Below are 18,920 nucleotides of genomic sequence, written 5' to 3'. Positions count from 1 at the left end.
CGCACCTTCCTCTGGGCCGCGGTACCTCAGACTCACGACCGGGACTGTTCGGCACGCCTGATCGGACAGCGAAGGATCCGATGTGAAACGAAGACTCACCGTCCTCCTGGCTCTCCTGGCCGGCTTGCTGGTCGTGCCGACACCCGCCCGGGCCGTCCCCCCGGCCGCCAGTGTCGCCGCCTCCGCGTCGGCGTCCCAGCAAGTGCTGAGCCCGACGCCGTACATGGGCTGGAACACCTACTACGCGCTCGGCGGCGATCCGACCGAGGCGGAGGTCAGGTCGATAGCCGACTTCCTGGTCAGCAGCGGTCTGCGCGACGCCGGCTACCAGTACGTGTGGATCGACGGCAACTGGGCGGCACCGACCCCACGCAGCTCGGCCGGCGACCTGGTGCCCAACCCCGACCAGTTCCCGAACGGGCTGAAGCCGCTGGTCGACTACATCCACTCCAAGGGCCTCAAGGCGGGCATCTACACCGACGCCGGCCCGTACATCCCGGGCAAGTGCGGGCTCGGCAGCCACGGCTACTACCAGCGCGACGCGAACCAGTTCGCCGCCTGGAAGTTCGACGCGGTCAAGGTGGACTACCTCTGCGGGATCGCCGCGGACCTCGACCCGAAGACCGTCTACACCGAGTTCGCGCAGGCGTTGCGGAACAACGCCAGCGGGCGCCCCATGATCTTCAACCTCTGCAACCCGGTGACCTCGCCGGACTGGGGCAACTACCCGGAGGAGCAGCAGTCGACGTACTCCTGGTCCTACGCGCCGGCGATCGCGCAGTCCTGGCGGACGTACACGGATGTGGGTTTCGTCGGTGAGATCAAGTTCAAGGATGTGCTGCGGAACTACGACGCGAACGCGCGGCACCCCGAGGCGGCCGGGCCGGGGCACTTCAACGACCCGGACTACCTCGGACCCGAACTCGGCATGACCGACGAGGAGTTCCGTACGCAGATGACGCTCTGGTCGGTGGCGGCCGCGCCGCTGGTGATCGGCAGCGACGTCCGCAAGCTCAGCAAGACCTCGCTCGGCATCCTCTCGGACCGCGACGTCCTCGCGATCGACCAGGACGCCGCCGGCGTCCAGGCCGTCCGTGTCGGCCCCGCGGGTACGACGGAGACCTGGGTGAAGCGGCTGGCCAACGGTGACCGCGCCGTGGTGCTGCTGAACCGCGGCGACAGTCCGGCGACCCTGACCACGAAGGCGTCGTCGGTCGGCCTGTCCGGGGATCGGTTCACCCTGAAGAACGCCTGGACCAACCAGGTCACCGAGAGCGCCGGCACCATCAGCGCCGCCGTCCCGGCCCACGGCGCCGCCCTGTTCCGGGTCGGCCGGGCAACGGGCAAGCCGGGTGTTCCGCATGTCGTCGCCGGCCTCCCGCAGGTGACGAAGGTCGGCGGCGACACCGTGCCCGACGGGGTCGCCCCGGTGGTCGCCGGCGGCGACGAGGCCCGGGTCGAGGTCACCGTCCGCAACGACGGTGCGCGGCCGGTCTTCTCGCCGCGGGTCGAACTCGCCGTGCCCGCCGGTTGGACAGCGCGTCCGGCCGGCAAGGCGCCGAAGCTGCTGACGCCCAACAGCTCCGCGACCCTGGCGTTCACGGTGACCCTGCCGGCCACCGCCGCGCCGGGCAGCAGCACCCTGACCGCCACCACCACGTACGAGGTGACCGGTAAGGGACGGCTGCGGCAGGAGACGGCCACCCCGTTGGTCGTGGCCCCGGCGCCGCCGGACGGTGACGTCGTCCTGTCGCACCACGACTGGATCAGCGCCACCAGCGGGTGGATGAGCCCGACGGTCGACCGGAGCGTGGGCGGCTGGACGCCGATCAGCATGCTCGGCCAGGAGTACCCGACCGGCCTGGGGGTCGCGTCGCCCTCGACGGTCCGGTACTACCTCGGCGACCGGTGCACCCGGCTGACCACGACCGTCGGCATCGACGATGCGGTACGCAACGTCGGCCCGGAGGGCGGCACGTCCGCCTTCCAGGTGATCGGTGACGGGCGGGTGCTGTTCGACAGCGGTGTGCTGGGCCGCGACGACGTCCGTCAGGCCGACATCGACCTGTCCGGCGTCCGAGTGCTCGACCTGGTGGTCGGCGACGGCGGTGACGGCGGCTACAACGACCGCGCCAACTGGGCCGGTCTGAACACCACCTGCTGATCCGAATCGGCCGCACCCACGTGCCGGCCCGCACCGCCCCGCGGAACTGCGCCATTCCGTAACGGATACAGATTCTTCCCAGCGACCGAGCGTATCCCCCCGCGCCCTGCTGGTCGCCCGTCAGGGACCTGTCGCCGCCTGACTTCAGGACGGCGTTGTCATGGTCACCCAGACAACGTTGCCACCCGTCAGCTTCGACCGGTCGACACCCCAACAGCCGGCGATGGCCTGCACGAGTAACAGTCCGCGGCCGCTTTCGTCCTCGGGGCCCGGCTCGCAAGTGGGGAGGCTCCGGGCGGCGTGGCCGTGGTCGTGGACCTCCAGCCGCAGACAGGTGGCCGCGACGAGCCCTATGCCGCACAGGATCCGTGCGCTGTGCGTGTGGCGTACGGCGTTGGTGACCAGCTCGGACACCAGCAGTACGGCGTCGGCGGCCAGGTCGACGGGCAGTCGCCAGGCGGCCAGGCCCTTGCCCGCGAAGCCTCGGGCGACTCTCACGCTGGAGCGATGGGCCGGGAGTTCGAGCCAGCGGGTGCGCTCCGGGTCGGCGACGTCCAGGAGCTGAGGGGGGTGCATCGTGTGGGGGGACACGGTGGTTCGCCTTCCATCGGTGAGCGTGCGCAGTCAGATGACGGGAAGGTGAGCAACGGGCCCGCCGGAAAGGGGTGTTCCGGACCGTGCCCCGAGACTCGGACGTCCTTGGCCTGCCAACTCGCATGCGTACAGGGCCTGTTGGCCCAGAAGCGTGGACGTTCGCCAGGGTCGTTCACTCAACTCACTATGCTCCCAGTGGAGTTCATGCTGCAAGCCACTGCCTGATAATTTCAGCAAGACGGTATCGGTCTGGTGGCATCACCAAGTACCTGTCAGACTGCTGCTGATGACAGCCCTTCAGGAGGTCCGGGTGTGAGTGAGGTCCGTTCGAGCGCGGGCGCCAGTGCACCCACCGTGCTGCGCATGATCCTCGGCCGACGGCTGCTCGACATGCGTGAGGACGCGGGCATGTCGCTGGACGACGCGGCGAAGGCGCTGCGTGTGACGCCCTTGACGATCCGCCGTCTGGAGAAGGCGGAGGTCAGCCTCAAGCCCCTCTACGTCGAGAAGCTGCTGCAGACCTACGGGGCCGAGCAGCAGGAGGTCGACGAGTTCGTCGACCTCGCCGAGCAGGCCAACGAACCGGGCTGGTGGCACGCGTACCGCGATGTCGTGCCTTCCTGGTTCAGCGCGTACGTCAGCCTGGAGACCGGCGCCAAGACGCTGCGCACCTACGAGCCGCACTACGTCACGGGGTTACTCCAGACGCACGGGTACGCCCGTGCGGTCCTGCAAGGCGGCTTCCCCAATGACAATCCGGAGGACCTGGAGCGCAGGGTGGATCTGCGTCTGCGTCGCCAGAGTCTGCTGGACAAGCCCGACGCCCCCACTCTGTGGGTGGTCATGGAGGAAGCGGTGCTGCACCGGACGGTGGGCGGCGCCCAGGTGATGCGTGAGCAGATCGATCGGCTCCTGGAGGTATCGGAGCTGAGCCATGTGAGCGTGGACATCGTGCCGTTCACCGCGGGCGCCCATGTAGGGGCATGTGCGCCGTTCACGTACTTCCGTTTCGAGGAGCCGGAGCTGCCCGACGTCGTCTACAGCGAGATCCTGTCCGCCTCGATGTATCTGGACCAGCGGTCCGATGTCGTCGCACATCTCGAGGCGCACAACCGGATGTCGCTGCTCACCTCGTCGGCGGACAGCAGGGGCCTCTTGAATCGCATGCGCAAGGAGTATTCATGACCGTCACCGACGAACCGTTCTCCTTCTACAACGGCATGCCCGCCTCGGATCTGGGCGACCAGGGCTGGGAGAGCCCGTGGAGCGGTCCCAACGGGGGCCAGTGCGTCCAGACGAAGCAGCTCGCGGACGGCCGTATCGCGTTGCGGCAGTCGACGGACCCCACCGGCCCCGCGCTGATCTACACCCCGCAGGAGATGGCGGCGTTCGTCGCCGGTGTCAAGCAGGGGATGGCCGATCATCTGACGGCCTGCTGAGCCAGGATCCGAGTGGGAAGGCCGCCGGCAGACCCTGGCCGTGACCCGCCCGGCATGACACGGACACCATTGAAGGGAACAGAATGAGCACCCCCCACGCCGCCCGGGACATCGACACCAGCAGGCCGCACTCCGCTCGGATGTACGACTACTACCTGGGCGGCAAGGACCACTTCGAGATCGACCGGAAGGCGGCCGAGACCGTCGCCGACGCCTATCCCGGCATCTTCGTGTGTGCCCGCGAGAACCGGGCCTTCATGCACCGGGCCACCAGGGTCCTCGCCACCGAGCACGGTATCCGGCAGTGGCTCGACGTCGGCACCGGTATCCCCACCGAGCCGAACCTCCACCAGGTCGCGCAGACCGTGGTCCCCGACGCCCGCGTGGTCTACGCCGACAACGACCCCCTCGTCCTCAAGTACGCCGAGCGCCTCATGCGCAGTACGCCCCAGGGACGCACCACCTACATCGAGGCGGACGTCAACGACCCGCAGGCTCTCGTCAACGCCCCCGAGCTGGCCGAGGTCCTGGACCTGACCAAGCCGGTCGCGCTGTCCCTGAACGCGCTGATGCACTTCGTCACGGATGCCCAGGACCCGTACGGCATCGTCAGCAACCTGCTCGACGTCCTCCCCTCGGGCAGTGCACTGGCACTGAGCCACTGCACGCCTGACTTCGATCCGGAGACCTGGCAGAAGGTCACCGACATCTACAACGGAGCCGGTACGCCGGTGCAGTTCCGCTCCCAGAAGGACGTGGCCCGCTTCTTCGACGGGCTCGACCTGCTGGAGCCCGGCGTCACCGTCGGCCACCGCTGGCGCCCCGAGGCGGCCCCGCAGGGGACCGCTCGGACGGAGTCCTTGACGGACGCCCAGGTCAGCCTGTGGACCGGGGTGGGCATCAAGCCGTGACGGAGGCCGGGGCTCACGCCCCGGCCGACGACCTACCGGCAGCGCCCCGGCCGACGACGGCTGAGGCCAGTCGCGGGTCCTCCGCCAGCCACGCGGTCAGATGGTCCCGGACGGCCTGCGCGACGGATTCCCGCACCTCGACGTTGCCCAGGAAGTCGCGTGTGGCGCCTTCGAACTCGGGGCGGTCGAGTTTCACCGAGACTACGGCGGTCAGGCCGTCGCAGAGCCGGTCGGTGTCGAGAGCGGTGTCGGTCTTCGTCAGCAGTTGCCGTTCTCGCGCGAAGGCGTTGATCGCTGCCGCCACTCCGTCGCGGAGGCCCGCCACGTGGGCCCCGCCGCCCGGGGTGGCCATGCTGTTCGCGAAGCCGTGGACGCCGCCTGTGAGGGTGTCGCTCCACATCATGGCGACCTCGACAGAACCGGCGATCTGCGGGTCCTCGTACTCGAAGCCGAAGACGTCCGTCCCATCCGTCGTCCCCGTCCGGGCCGCGATGACGGCGACGAAGTCCTTGGCCCCGCCCGGGAAGTGGAACCGTTCCGACCGTGGCCCGCTCGGCGGGCGCCGGTCGGTCAGGGAGATGGCGAGGCCACGGTTCAGGAAGGCCAGTGTTCTGAAGCGCTCGGCCAAGGTGTCGAACGAGCACTGTGCCGTGCCGAAGATGTCGGCGTCGGGCCGGAACGCGATGACGGTTCCGGTTTCCGTCGTGGGCCCCTGAGGCGAGGGCGGGCCGACCGCGGCACCGCGGTGGTAGCGCTGTACCCAGCGCACCCCCTCGCGCCGGACCTCTCCCGTCAGATCGCTCGACAGGGCGTTGGTGACGAAAGGGCCCAGGCCGAAAAGACCTACCCCCACGAAGTTGCGGCTGTCGCCCCGCGGTCCGGCGTGCATCCGAGTCAGCAGTTCTTCGAGACCGGGGCCGCCGGCATGTCCGGCGGCCTCGACAGCAATCCCTGGCCCGTCGATTGCGACCCGCACGCTGCGGTCGGATTCCAGCGCCACGTCGACGTGTTCGGCGCGACCGGCGAGGACCTCGTTGACCGCCCAGTCGGATACCTCGAACACCTGGTTGTGCAGCCCGGGTTCACTGGTCGAGCCCACGTACATCCCCGGCCGTTTCCGGATGGCTTCCCGACCCTCCAGCACCTGAATGTGGGCGGCGGTGTACTGGCTCGCGGCGTCACTCATGAGGCCCCCTCCAATGGTGTCCGGCACTCCCCTAGCTTAGGCCGATGAGCGCAAAACACCAGGTCAGAGCTATTGCTCCGAAGGCGTGGACGGCCGAGTGGCGGTCCGCCCGGAGTCGGCTGGCCCGGGGATCGCGAACGGAGGTCGGATGATGTCCAGGACCCCGGCAAACCCTCGCCAGGGCCCATCTCCAGCCACCTTGAGGCCTCGGATTCAGGCTCACGTGCTCGACAGCCGCCGTGTCACGACGGTGCTGAGGGTGCGTATGCCGTGTGTCGAGGCCGGGTCGATACCGGTGAGTTCAGCGACCCGCCGCAGGCGGTAGTCCAAGGTGCGCGGGTGGACGTTGAGGGCCGCCGCTGCCGCGCCACGGTTCATGTCGTGGCGGTAGTAGGCATCGAGCGTGGTCACGAGGTCCGGGCCCGGTTCGAGGCTCCGGGCCACGGTGTGGAGCCAGGCGTCGATGAACGGTACGTCCGCTACCGCGAGTTCGACGAACACGTCCGCCACGGTGTACGGCCGTAATCGGCGGGAGGGCTTCCCCAGCGGGGCCGACTCGCTGATCCGGCGGGCCCGTTCGAGGGCGGCGGGGAGTTCGTCCAGGGGTGCAGTGGCGGTGCCGGCGGCGCAAGGGCGGCCGATTGCCTCGGCGAAGTCACCGACGAGGTCCGCTACGGCGTCGGGTGCGGAGGGCAGCCGTATCGCCTCGTCGGCACAGGGGACGACGGCGATCAGCTCACCGCCCCTCGTGCCGTTCTCCGGGCACCAGACGGCGGGCACCCGGTGTGTCTTCACGAGCGCTTCGATCTCGACGTCCAATTCACGGTCGCCCACGGGGCGCTCCGGTACGCGGATCACCGTGACGGCGCAGAATTCGGGGAGTTGAAGGTCGAGCGCCGCTGCAAGGTCCGCTGCCATGAGGTCGCCGGTCAGCAGTGACCGGGCCAGCAGGGCGACCTGTTCGACGTACGGCAGCCGGCGGCGCAGCACCGTCACGAATCCCTGTCGGTAGGCGACGATTCCGCGGTCGCCCTGCGGGGCGAACCAGGTCATCACCTGCATGAGTTCCTCGACTTCGCCGCCGCGCAGGTTCTCGGCCGCCTCGTGGATGTCGCGCAGCATGAGCGTGGTGTGCAGCTGGAGTACCTGTTGTCGTGAATCCGAGGACATTCCGGCATCGGCCCGTACCTCGCCGATGGCGGCGATGTAGCGGAGGTCGTCGTCGGTCAGTTCGCTGTTGTCCGGGGACAGTTCGATCGTCCGTCGCCGCAGCCACACCGAGTATTCCATCGTCTCGGCCTTGGCACGGGGCTTCGTTTCCCATGACCGGAACTCCGGAATCTCACGCAGATACGTCTCGACCTCCCGGCAGGCGTTGGTCGGCGCCTGCCGGGCCAGTTCGGCGAAGAGGCTCCCCATGGGCGGGAGCCTGCCATCGCAGGTGAGCGGGTCGACAGACGAAATCCGGACGCGATTTATCACTTCGCGTGAATCGACGCTCTTTGCGCCATCCGAGTATTTGTCATGATGCGCAAAGTTCCCGGATCAAGACGGTGTTGCGCCCGGATCCGGTTGTGGAGCTGCGGTGAAGGCGGCTAAATGGGAGTCACCAATGCGCCGAAATTCGCATTCGCAGAGATCCTCATCGCGTGTGCAATTTCCTTCGATGGCATTCGATCGAACGGGAGGGGAACACTGATGAAAGCAGGAATCAGAAAGAGACTCGCGGCGACGGCCGCGGTCCTGTCCGTCTCCGCGGCACTGCTGGTGAGCGCGCCCGGCAACGGTTCGGCCGCCTCCGCCACGCCCAGCCTGAGAGCCTTCGGGATCACCGGCGACGGCACCCTGATGGCCACCTTCACCACCGACCGGCCGAACGTGCTCGACTGGGTCAGGCTCGTCACCGGCCTCAGCGGCGACACCAAGCTCCTCGCCCTCGACCACCGTGTCCAGAACGGCCTGATGTACGGCCTCGGCGACAAGGGCGGCATCTACACGATCAAGACGCCGCCGCAGACCTCCGACGTGGTGGTCACCAAGGTCTCCCAGCTCCAAGTCGCGCTGTACGGCACCAACTTCGGCTTCGACTTCAACCCGGCGGCCGACCGGATCCGGGTCGTCAGCGACAACGGGCAGAATCTGCGGCACAACCTCAATGACCACACCACGGTCGAGGACACCACCCTGACCACCCCGCCGCTGACCGGGCCGACGCGGGGCGTCACGGCGTCCGGTTACACGAACAACGACCTCGTCGCGTCCACCGGAACGCTCCTGTACGGCATCGACACGACCACGGACAACCTCGTCCTCCAGGCGCCGGCCAACAACGGCACACTGACGACGGTCGGATCCCTCGGCTTCGACGCACAGCCCAACGCGGGTCTGGACATCTTCAGCTACCTGACCAACGGAAAGACCACGTCGGTCGCCGCGTTCGCCTCGCTCACCCCGTACGGCGCGAGCAACCCGACGCTCTACAGCATCAACCTCGTCACCGGTGAACCGACCCCGATTCTCCAATTCCCGCTCAACATCACGTCTTTGGCGATCACCCTCACCGGAAGCTGACCCTCACGGACTCGCGCAGCAGCGGCCCGCCGGACATCCGATGCCCGGCGGGCCGCACGTCGTCGTTCTCCTGGAACGGCTTCGGGGTCCGCGGTTCCGCTCGGCCCGGCCATGGCTCCCCTCCGTGGCGTTCGATCCCTCCCCGCCATGCACTCGGGAAATGAACTGATATGAATGCATCGCGTGCAGTACAGGCCCGCGTGCATCACGGCGGGGTAGGTCGCCCGCAGTCCCGGTGTACCGCCCCAGCGGTCCGAGCAGCGCCCGGAGAGGTTCATGAGACGTCTGGATCCCACCGATCCGCCGGCCATCGGCGGCTACCCCCTGTTGGCGAGACTGGGCGCCGGCGGCATGGGGCAGGTGTTCCTCTCCCGCACGGCATCGGGTCGTCCACTGGCGCTCAAGACCGTACGCACCGAGTTCGGACTGGACCCCGGGTTCGAGCAGCGGTTCGCCCGTGAGATCGCCAGCAGCGACCAGGTGCGCTCGCCGTGGACGGTGTCGGTCGTCGACTTCAGCCCCGCCGGGCAGCGGCCGCAGTGGCTGGCCACGGAGTACGTGGCCGCCCCCTCCCTCGCCGACTGGGTGGCGTCAGACGGCCCGCTGCCCGAGGCCGCCGTCCGGGCGCTCGCGGCGGAACTCGCCGAGGGGCTGCGGGACGTGCACCGGGCGGGGCTCGCGCACCGCGACGTGAAGCCGTCCAACGTGCTGCTCGCCCGCCGCCATCCGCTCCTCATCGACTTCGGAATCGCCCGAGCCGCGGACGACACCCGCCACACGAGCACCGGTGGCGTCAGCGGCTCCCCCGGTTACATGGCGCCCGAGCAGGTCACCGGCGGGATATCGGCCGAGCCCGGCGACATCTTCGCGCTGGGCGCGGTCCTGGTGTACGCGGCCACGGGGAGCGGGCCCTTCCTCCACCCCGGCGAGGATCCGTCCGCCGCGCAACTGCTCTATCGCATCGCGCACGAGAAGCCCGTGCTAGATGGTGTGCCGGAGGCGCTCGCGCCGCTGCTGGCGGCCTGCCTGGAGAAGTCACCGGAGGCCCGTCCCACGGCGGCGACGCTGCTGGATAGGCTTGAGGCGGGGCACGGCGTGTGGGCCGTGGCGCGGCCGCCGCGTCTGGAGGCCGACATCGCCGTACGGGAAGCCGAGTTGGCGGAGCTGCTGGAATGCTCGGCGCCGCTCCAGCCGGAACCACAACCAGCGCCGAACCCGGCGCCACAGACCGGGTTCGGGGCGGCGGCCGGATTCGGGCGGGCTGCTGAGGTCGGGCAGGCGGCCGGGTCCGGGCGGGCTGCTGAGGTCGGGCAGGCGGCCGGGTCCGGGCGGGCTGCTGAGGTCGGGCAGGCAGCCGGGTCCGGGCAGGCTGCTGAGGTCGGGCAGGCAGCCGGGTCCGGGCAGGCGGCTGAGGTCGGGCAGGCGGCCGGGTTCGGGCCTCCGGCCGCCTACGGATCGCCGATCGCGTACGGGCCTCCTCCCGCCCTGGCGCCGGGTCCCGCTCCCGGCCCTGTGCCCCTCACCTCGACCGGGGCCGGTGCCGGGCCCGGTCGGCCATCGGTGCGTGCCTGGGCTGCCGCCGGGGTCGCGGGGGCCGTGATAGCCGGGGCCGTCGTAGCGGCACTGGCCTGGTCCGACGGCACGGATGACGCGGCGGACGGGAACGGTCGTACGTCACCGCCCGCCTCGACGTCTCCCTCCCGCACCGCTGCCGGGGATGCCCTGCCCGAGACATGGGTGGGCACTTGGAAGGGAACTGGCCCCGGCAGCCCCGCCGGCGACGGCATCGTCAACGCCCGCACGTCCAAGGTGACCGTCACCGTCACCCTCCACGCCGCGGACCGGGGCGGGATCGTGGGCAGGCAGGTCAGCCACGTGACCGAGGACGGCACGGGCCGGGACCTGGGGTGCACCGAGACGCTGAGCCTGCGGGAGACACACGGAACATCCATGGTCTTCGAGGCGGTCTCGAGCGCGCCAACGGACCCTTCCGCCGGCGTGGTGTGCGTACGAGGCAACATCTACACCTTGGCGAAGACCGGCACCGACACGTTGACGCTGGGCAACGAGGGCAGCCAGACGACAGGATCGCCCTCCCGGCTGACCCGCTCCTCCTGACATCTGTGCTCAGCCGCAGGTACGTCACAGCCGCCGGATGGCGTGGTCGGCCCCGTCAGGTCTCGCTGCGGACGACGGTCACCGAGCAGTGGGCGTGGTGCAGCAGGGTCTGACTCACCGAGCCCAGGAGCAGCCCGGCAAAGCCGCCGCGCCCTCTGGCACCGACGACCATGAGCTGGGCACTCCTGCTCGCCTCGATCAGCGTCTCGCGAGGTTCGCCGCTCAGCACCTGCTGTCTGACGACTACGTCGGGATACTTCTCCGCGTGGCCGGCGAGGGCCTGGGCAAGCAGCCGCTCCGCGCTCTCGACTCCCGTGCCGGCCGGGGCGTAGTCCGGCAGCCATGCGTGTACGGCGAGGATCTCCGCTTTGCGCAACGCCGCTTCGGCGAAAGCGAACTCCACCGCCCTCTCGCCCTTGGGCGAGCCGTCGACAGCCACTACGACAGGCCCGGCGTCGGCCGGCTCCCCGCGAATCACCATCACCGGACATTTGGTGTGGGCGGCCAGTGACACAGCCGTTGAGCCCAGGAGCATCTCGACGACACCGCCGGCACCCCGCGCACCGACGACGACCAGGTCCGCGGCTCGCGACTCGGCGCTGAGCACGGCCACCGCGCTGCCCGGCACGACCGCCTCGGTGACCTCCGTCTCAGGCGCCACGGCACGGGCGTGATCCGCCGCCTCACGAACCAGATCGTCGAGAGGTGCCGGATCCGGCTGCGAGTACTTCGGCCTACCCGACCTGCTGAAGGCATGCACCACACGCAGTCCCGCGCCACGCCACCGTGCCTCCCGGGCGGCCTCCTCCACCGCGGCCTGGCACGACGACGAGCCGTCCACCCCAACGACGACGAGCTTCCCCACCGGACCTCCTCCATCACCGGAACCCAACCCTCACGCCGGTCCCAGCCTCACCCCGGCGACACGTTGCTGCCACTTGGCGACTCCCCCACGTGCTGATCCGCCGCAGGTCAGCCGCGGTATCGGTGTCCGGTCGGTCGCGACGAGGCGGCCCTGGTCCGGCAACCCGGGCGCTGGGACCGGCCGCGCGGGCAGCCGTAAATTCATTTGCCGTGGTCACCGGTGAACGCTGCACTGTGCCCGGACACCACAAGTCTTGGTGCCGGTACGTCGAGGAGGCAGCAGCGGCAATGGAGATTCGTTCCACGACCGATGGGGACCGTGACGTCTTCGTCGATACGGTCCATGCCGCGTTCGGGCGCTTTACGGAAACCCCGATCGAGGGTGGTGGGCTGTGGTGGTCGGCGCTCGAGTTCGACCGCTGTCTGCTCGCCCTGGCGGCCGACGGGCGGCCCGTCGGAACCGCTGCCGCGCACTCCTTCGAACTCACCCTGCCCGGTGGGAGGCTCGTTCCGGCCGCCGGGGTGACGGCCGTCGGCGTACTGCCCTCCCACCGGCGCCAGGGCGTGCTCAGCGCGATGATGCGGCATCAGCTCGCCGAGCTGCGGGCCCGCGGCGAGATCCTGTCCGTGCTGTTGGCCTCCGAGGCTCCGATCTACGGCCGGTTCGGCTACGGACCGGCGACCTACACGGCGCGTCTGACGGTGCCGCGCCACCAGGCCGCTCTCGCCTACCCCCGGGCGCGCCAGTCGGCCGACGCGGCGGTGAGCGGCTCGGACGACGGCTCGATCGAGGTGCTGCGGCGCGCCGAGTGCGGCGAGATTCTGGAAGCGGTCTACGACCGGTACCGCCGTGCCCAGCCAGGCGCACTGTCCCGGCCGCACCGCTGGTGGGACCTGCGGGCGGGCCAACCCCCGATATCCCCGGCGCCGCGCCATGTCGCCGTTCACCGCGACGCCCACGGTGTCCCGGACGGGTACGCCAGCTACTCGATCGGCGAGGGCAACGTCTTGACGGTCGACGAGACCATCGCCGCCGACGACGCCGTCTTCACGGCCCTGGCACGGTTCGCGCTCGGGCATGACCTGGTCTCCAGGGTCGTGTTCAAACACGTCCCGGCCGAGCACCCGCTTCGTTGGCAGCTCGCGGACTTCCGCGCCGGCGAGGTCAGCGGCGACACCGACTGGCTCTGGGTGCGGCTGCTGGACGTCCCGCGTGCTCTGACCGCGCGCGCATGGTTCACGGACGGCGAGCTCGTCCTCGATGTCGAGGACCCGTTCCTCGGCGAGCGGAACCGCTACCTGCTCACGGTCAGGGACGGAAAGGCCGACTGCGTCCCGACGGACCGAGAGCCCGACCTCTCCCTCGACGTGCGGGACCTGGGCTCGATCTACCTCGGTGGCACCGCCCCGAGCACGCTCGTGCGCGCCGGTCACATCCGGTCCCACCGTCCTGACGGGGCCACCCTCGCGGACACCCTCTTCCGCGCCGAGCGGTCCCCACATTGCCTGCACTGGTTCTGACCGCCGCGCTCGGCGTCGTGTTCATGTGATCGCCCGGGGCCCGCGGCGGATCGTCTCCGTGAAGGACGTTGTCAGTGGCTTCTGCCAACATGCGCGGATGGCCTCAACTGACGATCCGCTCACCATCCCTGACGACCGGTCGCGTTGCCACCTTCTTGATCTGGTCGGTGCCATCGAGCCGTGGGACGAGCTGGAGCGCACGCATCTGGACACCGCCACTCGGTGGATCGCCGGCGGAGCCCCGATCTACCGGGTGCGCAAGCCTGATGTCCCGGCCATGCACTTGGTGAGCTACTTCGTCGTCCTCGACGGAACGCACGGCCGGCTGCTGCTCGTCGCCCACCGCAAGGCGGGCCTGTGGCTGCCGGCCGGAGGACACGTCGAGCCGGATGAGGACCCATGGGCCGCCGTGGTCCGCGAATGTCAGGAGGAGTTGGGCATCGAGGCCGTGGCGTCGCCGATCGCCGGTGAGCGCCCCTTGTTCCTCACGGTCACCCGAACCCGGGGGCATGGCACGCACACCGACGTCTCGCTCTGGTACGTCATCAACGCCGACGCCCGCGCCATTACCTCGTACGACGAAAGCGAGTTCGATGCAATCCGGTGGCTGACCGACGAGCAGGTCCTCGACGAGCCGGCCGAGGTGCTCGACCCGCAGATGCACCGCTTCACTCACAAGCTGCGGCACGCGCGAGCCAAGGGGCAACAGGGGTAGCCGGCGTGGCTGGGCGCTCCAGTCGGCATGGCATGCCCAGATGATTCAAAACGACCTGGACAGCATGGGTTGTTGCGACAGCCTCGTTTGAGAATCAGCTGCCAGAGTTGTCGACGAACCCAAGGATATCGAGGTACTCGATTTTGGGCGGGACGCCATAAACCCCTGTCACCTTGCCGACGAGCTCCTCCGTGAAGAAGGAGCGGGCTTTCTCCTCGTCATCCCACACGTAGAAGTTCCTTGCCTGCACGCCGTCTTCGTCGAGCATGAAGCTCTTGAAGCGAAGGCCGGCCATGCCTTCGAAGGGGCCGCGGAGTTCGCCGGCAATCTTTGCGAGCGTTGAACGATCGAACTTGTCGGTCTGCGTGAAAGTCACGAGCACGCCGATCATCGGGCCTCCTGCCGAATCGGGGAGCAACGGTGGATCGAGTGATGCCAGCGCCGGAATCGTAGTACACGCTGCCGGAAATTCTGCTCGTTAGGCCGTTGGTCGGAGTTGCGGCTCGCCGACTTGTGGCCGCTCCTACCTGACGCGTATCGAATCGTCATCAATTTGACCGCGGGTGATGCCGCCAACAACCCTCAGTTCATCCCCGTGCTGAAGAAAGAACGGGTTCGCGGGCCAATCGGACGGATGACGATCGCAACGCAATGCGCGCTCTGGTTGCCCAACCGGCCAACCAGAGCGCCCAAACGCAGTCGCCGGAGGGCGGGGCACCGCCCCGCCGTCCCGTCAGCGGCTCGCGAGGAACTCCAGCGTGTCGATCACCCGGTTCGAGAAGCCCCACTCGTTGTCGTACCACGCGACCACCTTGACGTGGCGGCCATCGACGCGGGTGAGGGCCGAGTCGAAGATCGACGACGCGGGATTGCCGACGATGTCGGAGGAGACGAGCGGGTCGTCCGAGTACTCGAGGACACCGGCGAGCGGCCCCTCCGCCGCGGCGCGGTATGCCGCCAGCACGTCGTCGCGCGTCACGTCACGGGCGACGGTCGTGTTCAGCTCGACGATCGAGCCCACCGGCACCGGCACGCGGATCGAGTCGCCGGACAGCTTGCCGTCGAGGTTCGGCAGCACCAGGCCGATCGCCTTGGCGGCGCCGGTCGTGGTCGGCACGATGTTGACGCCGGCGGCCCGGGCGCGGCGGGCGTCGCGGTGCGGACCGTCCTGGAGGTTCTGCTCCTGCGTGTAGGCGTGCACCGTCGTCATGAAGCCGTGCTCGATGCCGGCGAGGTCGTCGAGGACCTTGGCCAGCGGCGCGAGGGCGTTGGTGGTGCAGGAGGCGTTCGAGACGATCGTGTGCAGGTCCGCGTCGTAGGCGTCGGTGTTGACCCCGAAGGCGAGCGTGACGTCGGCGCCGTCCGACGGCGCGCTGACGAGCACCTTCTTGGCGCCCGCGTCGAGGTGGGCACGGGCCGCCTTCGCCGAAGTGAAGCGGCCGGTGGCTTCCAGAACGATGTCGACACCGAGTTCGGCCCACGGCAACTGCGCCGGCTCACGCTCGGCCAGCACCTTGATGCGCCGGCCATCGACGACGAGGGTGTCCCCGTCAACGGTCACCGGCCGCCCGAGGCGGCCTGCCGTGCTGTCGTAGGCGAGCAGCCGGGCGAGCGTGGCGGGCTCCGTGAGGTCGTTGACGGCGACGACCTCCAGGGCGCTGTCGCGTTCGAGCAGTGCGCGCAGCACGTTGCGTCCGATGCGGCCGAATCCGTTGATGGCGATGCGAGTCATGTGTGATGTCCCTTTCCTTCACCACCAGGTTCGTCCGCGGTGGACGCCGCTGACAGTGGCGACATCGCCATGGTTCAAAAGGATCCCGCCACAGGGTGTCGGGCAGGGTTACTCGCCGCGGGTGAAGGTGCGCCGGTACTCGCTCGGTGTGGTGCCGAGGATGCGCTGGAAGTGCAGGCGCAGATTCGCGCCGGTGCCGAGCCCGACGTCGGCGGCGATCTGTTCGACGCTGCGCTCCGACCGCTCCAGGAGTTCGCGGGCCAGGTCGATGCGGGCGCGCATCACCCACTGCATCGGCGTGTAGCCGGTCTCGTCGACGAAGCGCCGGGAGAACGTGCGCGGCGAGACCCCCGCCTGTCGTGCCAGCGTGTCGAGGGTGAGGGGCTCGCCGAGGCGGTGCAGCGCCCACTCGCGGGTGTCTGCGAACCGCTCCCCGAGTGGCTCGGGGACACTGCGCGGCACGTACTGGGCCTGGCCGCCGCTGCGGTAGGGGGCCGCGACCAGACGTCGGGCCGCGTGGTTGGAGGCGGCCACTCCGAGGTCGCCGCGCAGGATGTGCAGGCACAGGTCGATCCCGGAGGCGGCGCCCGCCGAGGTGAGCACGCTGCCCTCGTCGACGAAGAGCACGTTCTCGTCGACCTGGACGAGTGGGTGCCTGGCCACGAGGGCCCGTGTGTAGTGCCAGTGCGTCGTGGCGCGCCTGCCGTCGAGCAGACCCGTCGCGGCGAGCGCGAAGGCGCCGGTGGAGATGGCGGCGAGCCGCGCGCCCCGATCGTGAGCTGCGATCAGTGCGTCGATGACGGCCCGCGGCGGGTCGTCACGGTCGGGGTGCCGGTAGCCGGGGACGAAGACGATGTCGGCCCACGCGAGCGCGTCGAGGCCGTGGTCGACGTAGTACGCCAGGCCGTCGCCGCCCGTCACGAGGCCGGGAGCCGCCCCGCACACCCGCACTTCGTACGGCATGCTCGCGCGGGTCGTGAATACCTGCGCCGGAATTCCGACATCGAGGGGCTTGGCACCATCGAGCACGAGGACGGCGACGCGATGCAGGCGGGAGGCTGACACAGGAAGAGATTACGTGGGGCGTTACTTCGAAACGCCCTCTCACATCTCTGTCATTGCCATTGCTGGGGTGTCGCCTGACCTGTGGCGGGCCCCGGTGCCGTGTGACGTCCCGAGGAACCGCGTCCGCGAGTGTCCGACGAGGCGTCCGGTGCACTCCAACTGGCGAGGAGTGCCAGGGTCTGGGCGGACGGCGAACCAGGTTCGGCCGTGTACAGGCAGAGGGTCTGATCCGGGTCGGTGGCGAAGGTCAGCGCTTCATGGTGCAGGGTGAGGTCGCCGACCACGGCGTGATGCAGCAGCTGGGCCCCGTTGCTGCAGTCGTCGAGACGGTGGCTGGCCCACCACGCGCTGAACTCCGGCACCTTGACGCACGCCTCGCCGATGAGCTCGTTGAGTCGCGCGTCGTCGGGGTGGCGCCCTGATGCCAGGCGAAGATTGGCCACGATGATCTGCGCGATCGAGGGCCAGTTTCCGTACAGCTCCTTCGCGGCAGGGTCGAACAGAACGAAGCGGGCGAAATTGCGCTCCCGAGCCGCCATGGCATCAAAATCGGTAATGAGAGACCGGGCCAGGTAATTCGAGGCCAGTACGTCCAGCCGGTGATTGACGACAAAGGCCGGTGAGACGCTCCCCAATACCTCCAGCATCCGATGCACTTCGGGGCGCACGCGTTGGGGTCGCATGTTCCCTCGCGGAGGATTGGCGACTCGCGGGCGGGCGATGTGAAAGAGGTAGTCCCGTTCGACAGGGCCCAGACGCAATGCGCGGGCAACGGCATTCAGCACGCTCTCGGAGACCTTGGGATGCCGTCCCTGTTCCAAGCGGGCGTAGTAGTCGGTGCTCACGCCGGCCAGATGCGCAACTTCCTCGCGGCGCAGACCCGGCACCCGGCGGGCACCGCCGTTCGACGCCATACCGACCGACTCGGGAGTCAGGCGGGCACGGTGAGCGCGGAGGAAGTCTCCCAGCTCGGCGTTGTGGTCCATGCCTCCATTGTGTGCCCGCGGTGGCCTCGATCCGCCGATGAGGGTGGCCCAGCTGGACCTAGGTTCCGGTGGGCTCACGCCGTCGCCCTTCGGCGTCACTCCGCGTGCCAGGCTCGATGGGACCCGGCCCGATCGCGCCGTCCACCCCGACCTCAACCAGGTCAAGGACGGTACGCGGCGCAATGAGGCCGTTCTTGCGCGCCGAACCGGCCGCCCCTTGGAAATGATGAGAAACCGGAGAAACGCATGACCACCTCAATGTCGAAGATCGTCTTGGTGACCGGAGCAAGCAGCGGAATCGGTGCGGCCACGGCCACGGCCCTTGCGGGCGCAGGACATCACGTCGTGTTGGGCGCCCGTCGGGTCGATCGCCTCGCCGAGGTCGTCCACAGCATCAAGGCTGCCGGCGGTTCCGCCGAGCACAGCGAGCTCGACGTGACGAGCCTCGACAGCATGAAGGCCTTCGTGAGCACCGCACACGAGCGGCACGGCCGGATCGACGTCCTGGTCAACAACGCCGGTGTCATGCCGCTGTCGCCGCTGATCATGGAGCGGACCGAGGACTGGGACCAGATGATCGACGTCAACGTGCGCGGCGTTCTGCACGGAATCGCGGCGGCGCTCCCGCTGATGAAGGCCCAGGGTTCCGGCCACTTCATCAACATCGCCTCCACGCTCGGTCACGAGGTGGTCCCCACGGCCGCCGTCTACAGCGCGACAAAGTACGCCGTGCGCGCCATTTCGGAGGGTATTCGCAAGGAGAACAGCGATATCCGGGTGAGCATTGTGAGCCCGTCGTTCGTGGAGTCGGAATTGATCCAGGGAGGCGACCCCGGCACCATGGCATGGGTTCAGGGACTGGCCGACAAGCTCGCGCTTCCCACGACCGCAGTCGCGGACGCCATCGTGTACGCCGTGAACCAGCCCGATCACGTGGACGTCAATGAGCTTGTGATCCGCTCAGTGCTCGACGCCGCCGTCTGAGCCTCGATGGGAAGTGCTGGTCATGGCCACTCGCACAGCGCCGTGACCAGCACGCCCCGTTCATCGCTGG

17 protein-coding genes are annotated in these 18,920 nt (G+C 69.0%); 9 read left to right on the top strand and 8 right to left on the bottom strand.

Annotated features, from left to right (window positions below; genetic code table 11):
- Positions 1-82: 82 nt before the first annotated feature.
- A complete protein-coding gene (locus PGH47_RS41375; protein WP_271667780.1) occupies positions 83-2,164 on the top strand; it encodes an NPCBM/NEW2 domain-containing protein in 2,082 nt (693 codons plus the stop codon).
- Between the two features lie 144 nt (positions 2,165-2,308).
- Here PGH47_RS41375 and PGH47_RS41370 read toward each other — a convergent pair whose 3' ends face one another.
- A complete protein-coding gene (locus PGH47_RS41370; RefSeq protein ID WP_271667779.1) occupies positions 2,309-2,755 on the bottom strand; it encodes an ATP-binding protein in 447 nt (148 codons plus the stop codon).
- A gap of 315 nt (positions 2,756-3,070) precedes the next feature.
- Here PGH47_RS41370 and PGH47_RS41365 point away from each other — a divergent pair, with 315 nt between their 5' ends.
- The 3 genes from PGH47_RS41365 (at position 3,071) to PGH47_RS41355 (ending at position 5,108) form a co-directional block, all read left to right on the top strand.
- Positions 3,071-3,943 (top strand): helix-turn-helix domain-containing protein, encoded by an 873-nt coding sequence (locus PGH47_RS41365; protein WP_271667778.1) that lies wholly within the window; start codon positions 3,071-3,073, stop codon positions 3,941-3,943.
- The gene (locus PGH47_RS41360) at positions 3,940-4,197 is read left to right on the top strand and encodes a DUF397 domain-containing protein (protein ID WP_271667777.1); all 258 of its coding nucleotides are present in this window, start codon (positions 3,940-3,942) and stop codon (positions 4,195-4,197) included. The genes PGH47_RS41365 and PGH47_RS41360 overlap by 4 nt, the downstream gene beginning before the upstream one ends.
- Positions 4,198-4,280: 83 nt before the next feature.
- Positions 4,281-5,108 carry an SAM-dependent methyltransferase gene (locus tag PGH47_RS41355; RefSeq protein WP_271667776.1) on the top strand — a complete coding sequence of 276 codons (828 nt, stop codon included), beginning with the start codon at positions 4,281-4,283 and terminating at the stop codon, positions 5,106-5,108.
- A 13-nt stretch (positions 5,109-5,121) separates the two neighbouring features.
- Here PGH47_RS41355 and PGH47_RS41350 read toward each other — a convergent pair whose 3' ends face one another.
- Both PGH47_RS41350 and PGH47_RS41345 read right to left on the bottom strand, forming a co-directional pair.
- A complete protein-coding gene (locus PGH47_RS41350) occupies positions 5,122-6,294 on the bottom strand; it encodes an ATP-binding protein (protein ID WP_271667775.1) in 1,173 nt (390 codons plus the stop codon).
- A gap of 219 nt (positions 6,295-6,513) precedes the next feature.
- On the bottom strand, positions 6,514-7,713 hold the full coding sequence (locus PGH47_RS41345) for a PucR family transcriptional regulator (RefSeq protein ID WP_271667774.1): 1,200 nt from the start codon (positions 7,711-7,713) through the stop codon (positions 6,514-6,516).
- A 279-nt stretch (positions 7,714-7,992) separates the two neighbouring features.
- Between PGH47_RS41345 and PGH47_RS41340 the strand changes: the two genes are divergently transcribed.
- Both PGH47_RS41340 and PGH47_RS41335 read left to right on the top strand, forming a co-directional pair.
- Positions 7,993-8,865 carry a DUF4394 domain-containing protein gene (locus PGH47_RS41340; protein WP_271667773.1) on the top strand — a complete coding sequence of 291 codons (873 nt, stop codon included), beginning with the start codon at positions 7,993-7,995 and terminating at the stop codon, positions 8,863-8,865.
- A gap of 276 nt (positions 8,866-9,141) precedes the next feature.
- The gene (locus tag PGH47_RS41335) at positions 9,142-10,983 is read left to right on the top strand and encodes a serine/threonine-protein kinase (protein WP_271667772.1); all 1,842 of its coding nucleotides are present in this window, start codon (positions 9,142-9,144) and stop codon (positions 10,981-10,983) included.
- 55 nt (positions 10,984-11,038) lie between these two features.
- Here the strand turns inward: PGH47_RS41335 and PGH47_RS41330 are convergent, their stop codons facing one another.
- Complete coding sequence (locus PGH47_RS41330; RefSeq protein ID WP_271667771.1) at positions 11,039-11,848, bottom strand: universal stress protein; 810 nt, start codon at positions 11,846-11,848, stop codon at positions 11,039-11,041.
- Positions 11,849-12,135: 287 nt separating this feature from the next.
- Between PGH47_RS41330 and PGH47_RS41325 the strand changes: the two genes are divergently transcribed.
- Positions 12,136-13,368, top strand: coding sequence for a GNAT family N-acetyltransferase (locus tag PGH47_RS41325; RefSeq protein WP_271667770.1), 1,233 nt, complete (start codon positions 12,136-12,138; stop codon positions 13,366-13,368).
- 58 nt (positions 13,369-13,426) lie between these two features.
- A complete protein-coding gene (locus PGH47_RS41320; protein ID WP_271667769.1) occupies positions 13,427-14,083 on the top strand; it encodes an NUDIX hydrolase in 657 nt (218 codons plus the stop codon).
- Between the two features lie 94 nt (positions 14,084-14,177).
- On the opposite strand, the gene PGH47_RS41315 is transcribed toward PGH47_RS41320, so the two are convergent.
- The 4 genes from PGH47_RS41315 to PGH47_RS41300 form a co-directional block, all read right to left on the bottom strand.
- Positions 14,178-14,474 (bottom strand): hypothetical protein, encoded by a 297-nt coding sequence (locus PGH47_RS41315; protein ID WP_271667768.1) that lies wholly within the window; start codon positions 14,472-14,474, stop codon positions 14,178-14,180.
- Positions 14,475-14,816: 342 nt separating this feature from the next.
- On the bottom strand, positions 14,817-15,815 hold the full coding sequence (gap, locus tag PGH47_RS41310; RefSeq protein ID WP_271667767.1) for a type I glyceraldehyde-3-phosphate dehydrogenase: 999 nt from the start codon (positions 15,813-15,815) through the stop codon (positions 14,817-14,819).
- 108 nt (positions 15,816-15,923) lie between these two features.
- Entirely contained in the window at positions 15,924-16,880 is a 957-nt protein-coding gene (locus PGH47_RS41305; protein WP_107910806.1) for a GlxA family transcriptional regulator, read from the bottom strand.
- Between the two features lie 50 nt (positions 16,881-16,930).
- The gene (locus tag PGH47_RS41300; RefSeq protein ID WP_271667766.1) at positions 16,931-17,866 is read right to left on the bottom strand and encodes a helix-turn-helix transcriptional regulator; all 936 of its coding nucleotides are present in this window, start codon (positions 17,864-17,866) and stop codon (positions 16,931-16,933) included.
- A 246-nt stretch (positions 17,867-18,112) separates the two neighbouring features.
- Between PGH47_RS41300 and PGH47_RS41295 the strand changes: the two genes are divergently transcribed.
- Complete coding sequence (locus tag PGH47_RS41295) at positions 18,113-18,850, top strand: SDR family oxidoreductase (RefSeq protein ID WP_271667765.1); 738 nt, start codon at positions 18,113-18,115, stop codon at positions 18,848-18,850.
- Positions 18,851-18,920: the final 70 nt, after the last annotated feature.

Origin of the sequence: Streptomyces sp. HUAS 31, from assembly GCF_028198125.1 — a bacterium.
Lineage (GTDB): Bacteria > Actinomycetota > Actinomycetes > Streptomycetales > Streptomycetaceae > Streptomyces > Streptomyces chartreusis.
The sequence above is the reverse complement of the archived record's forward strand: the minus strand, read 5'-3'. Positions and strand labels throughout refer to the sequence as shown.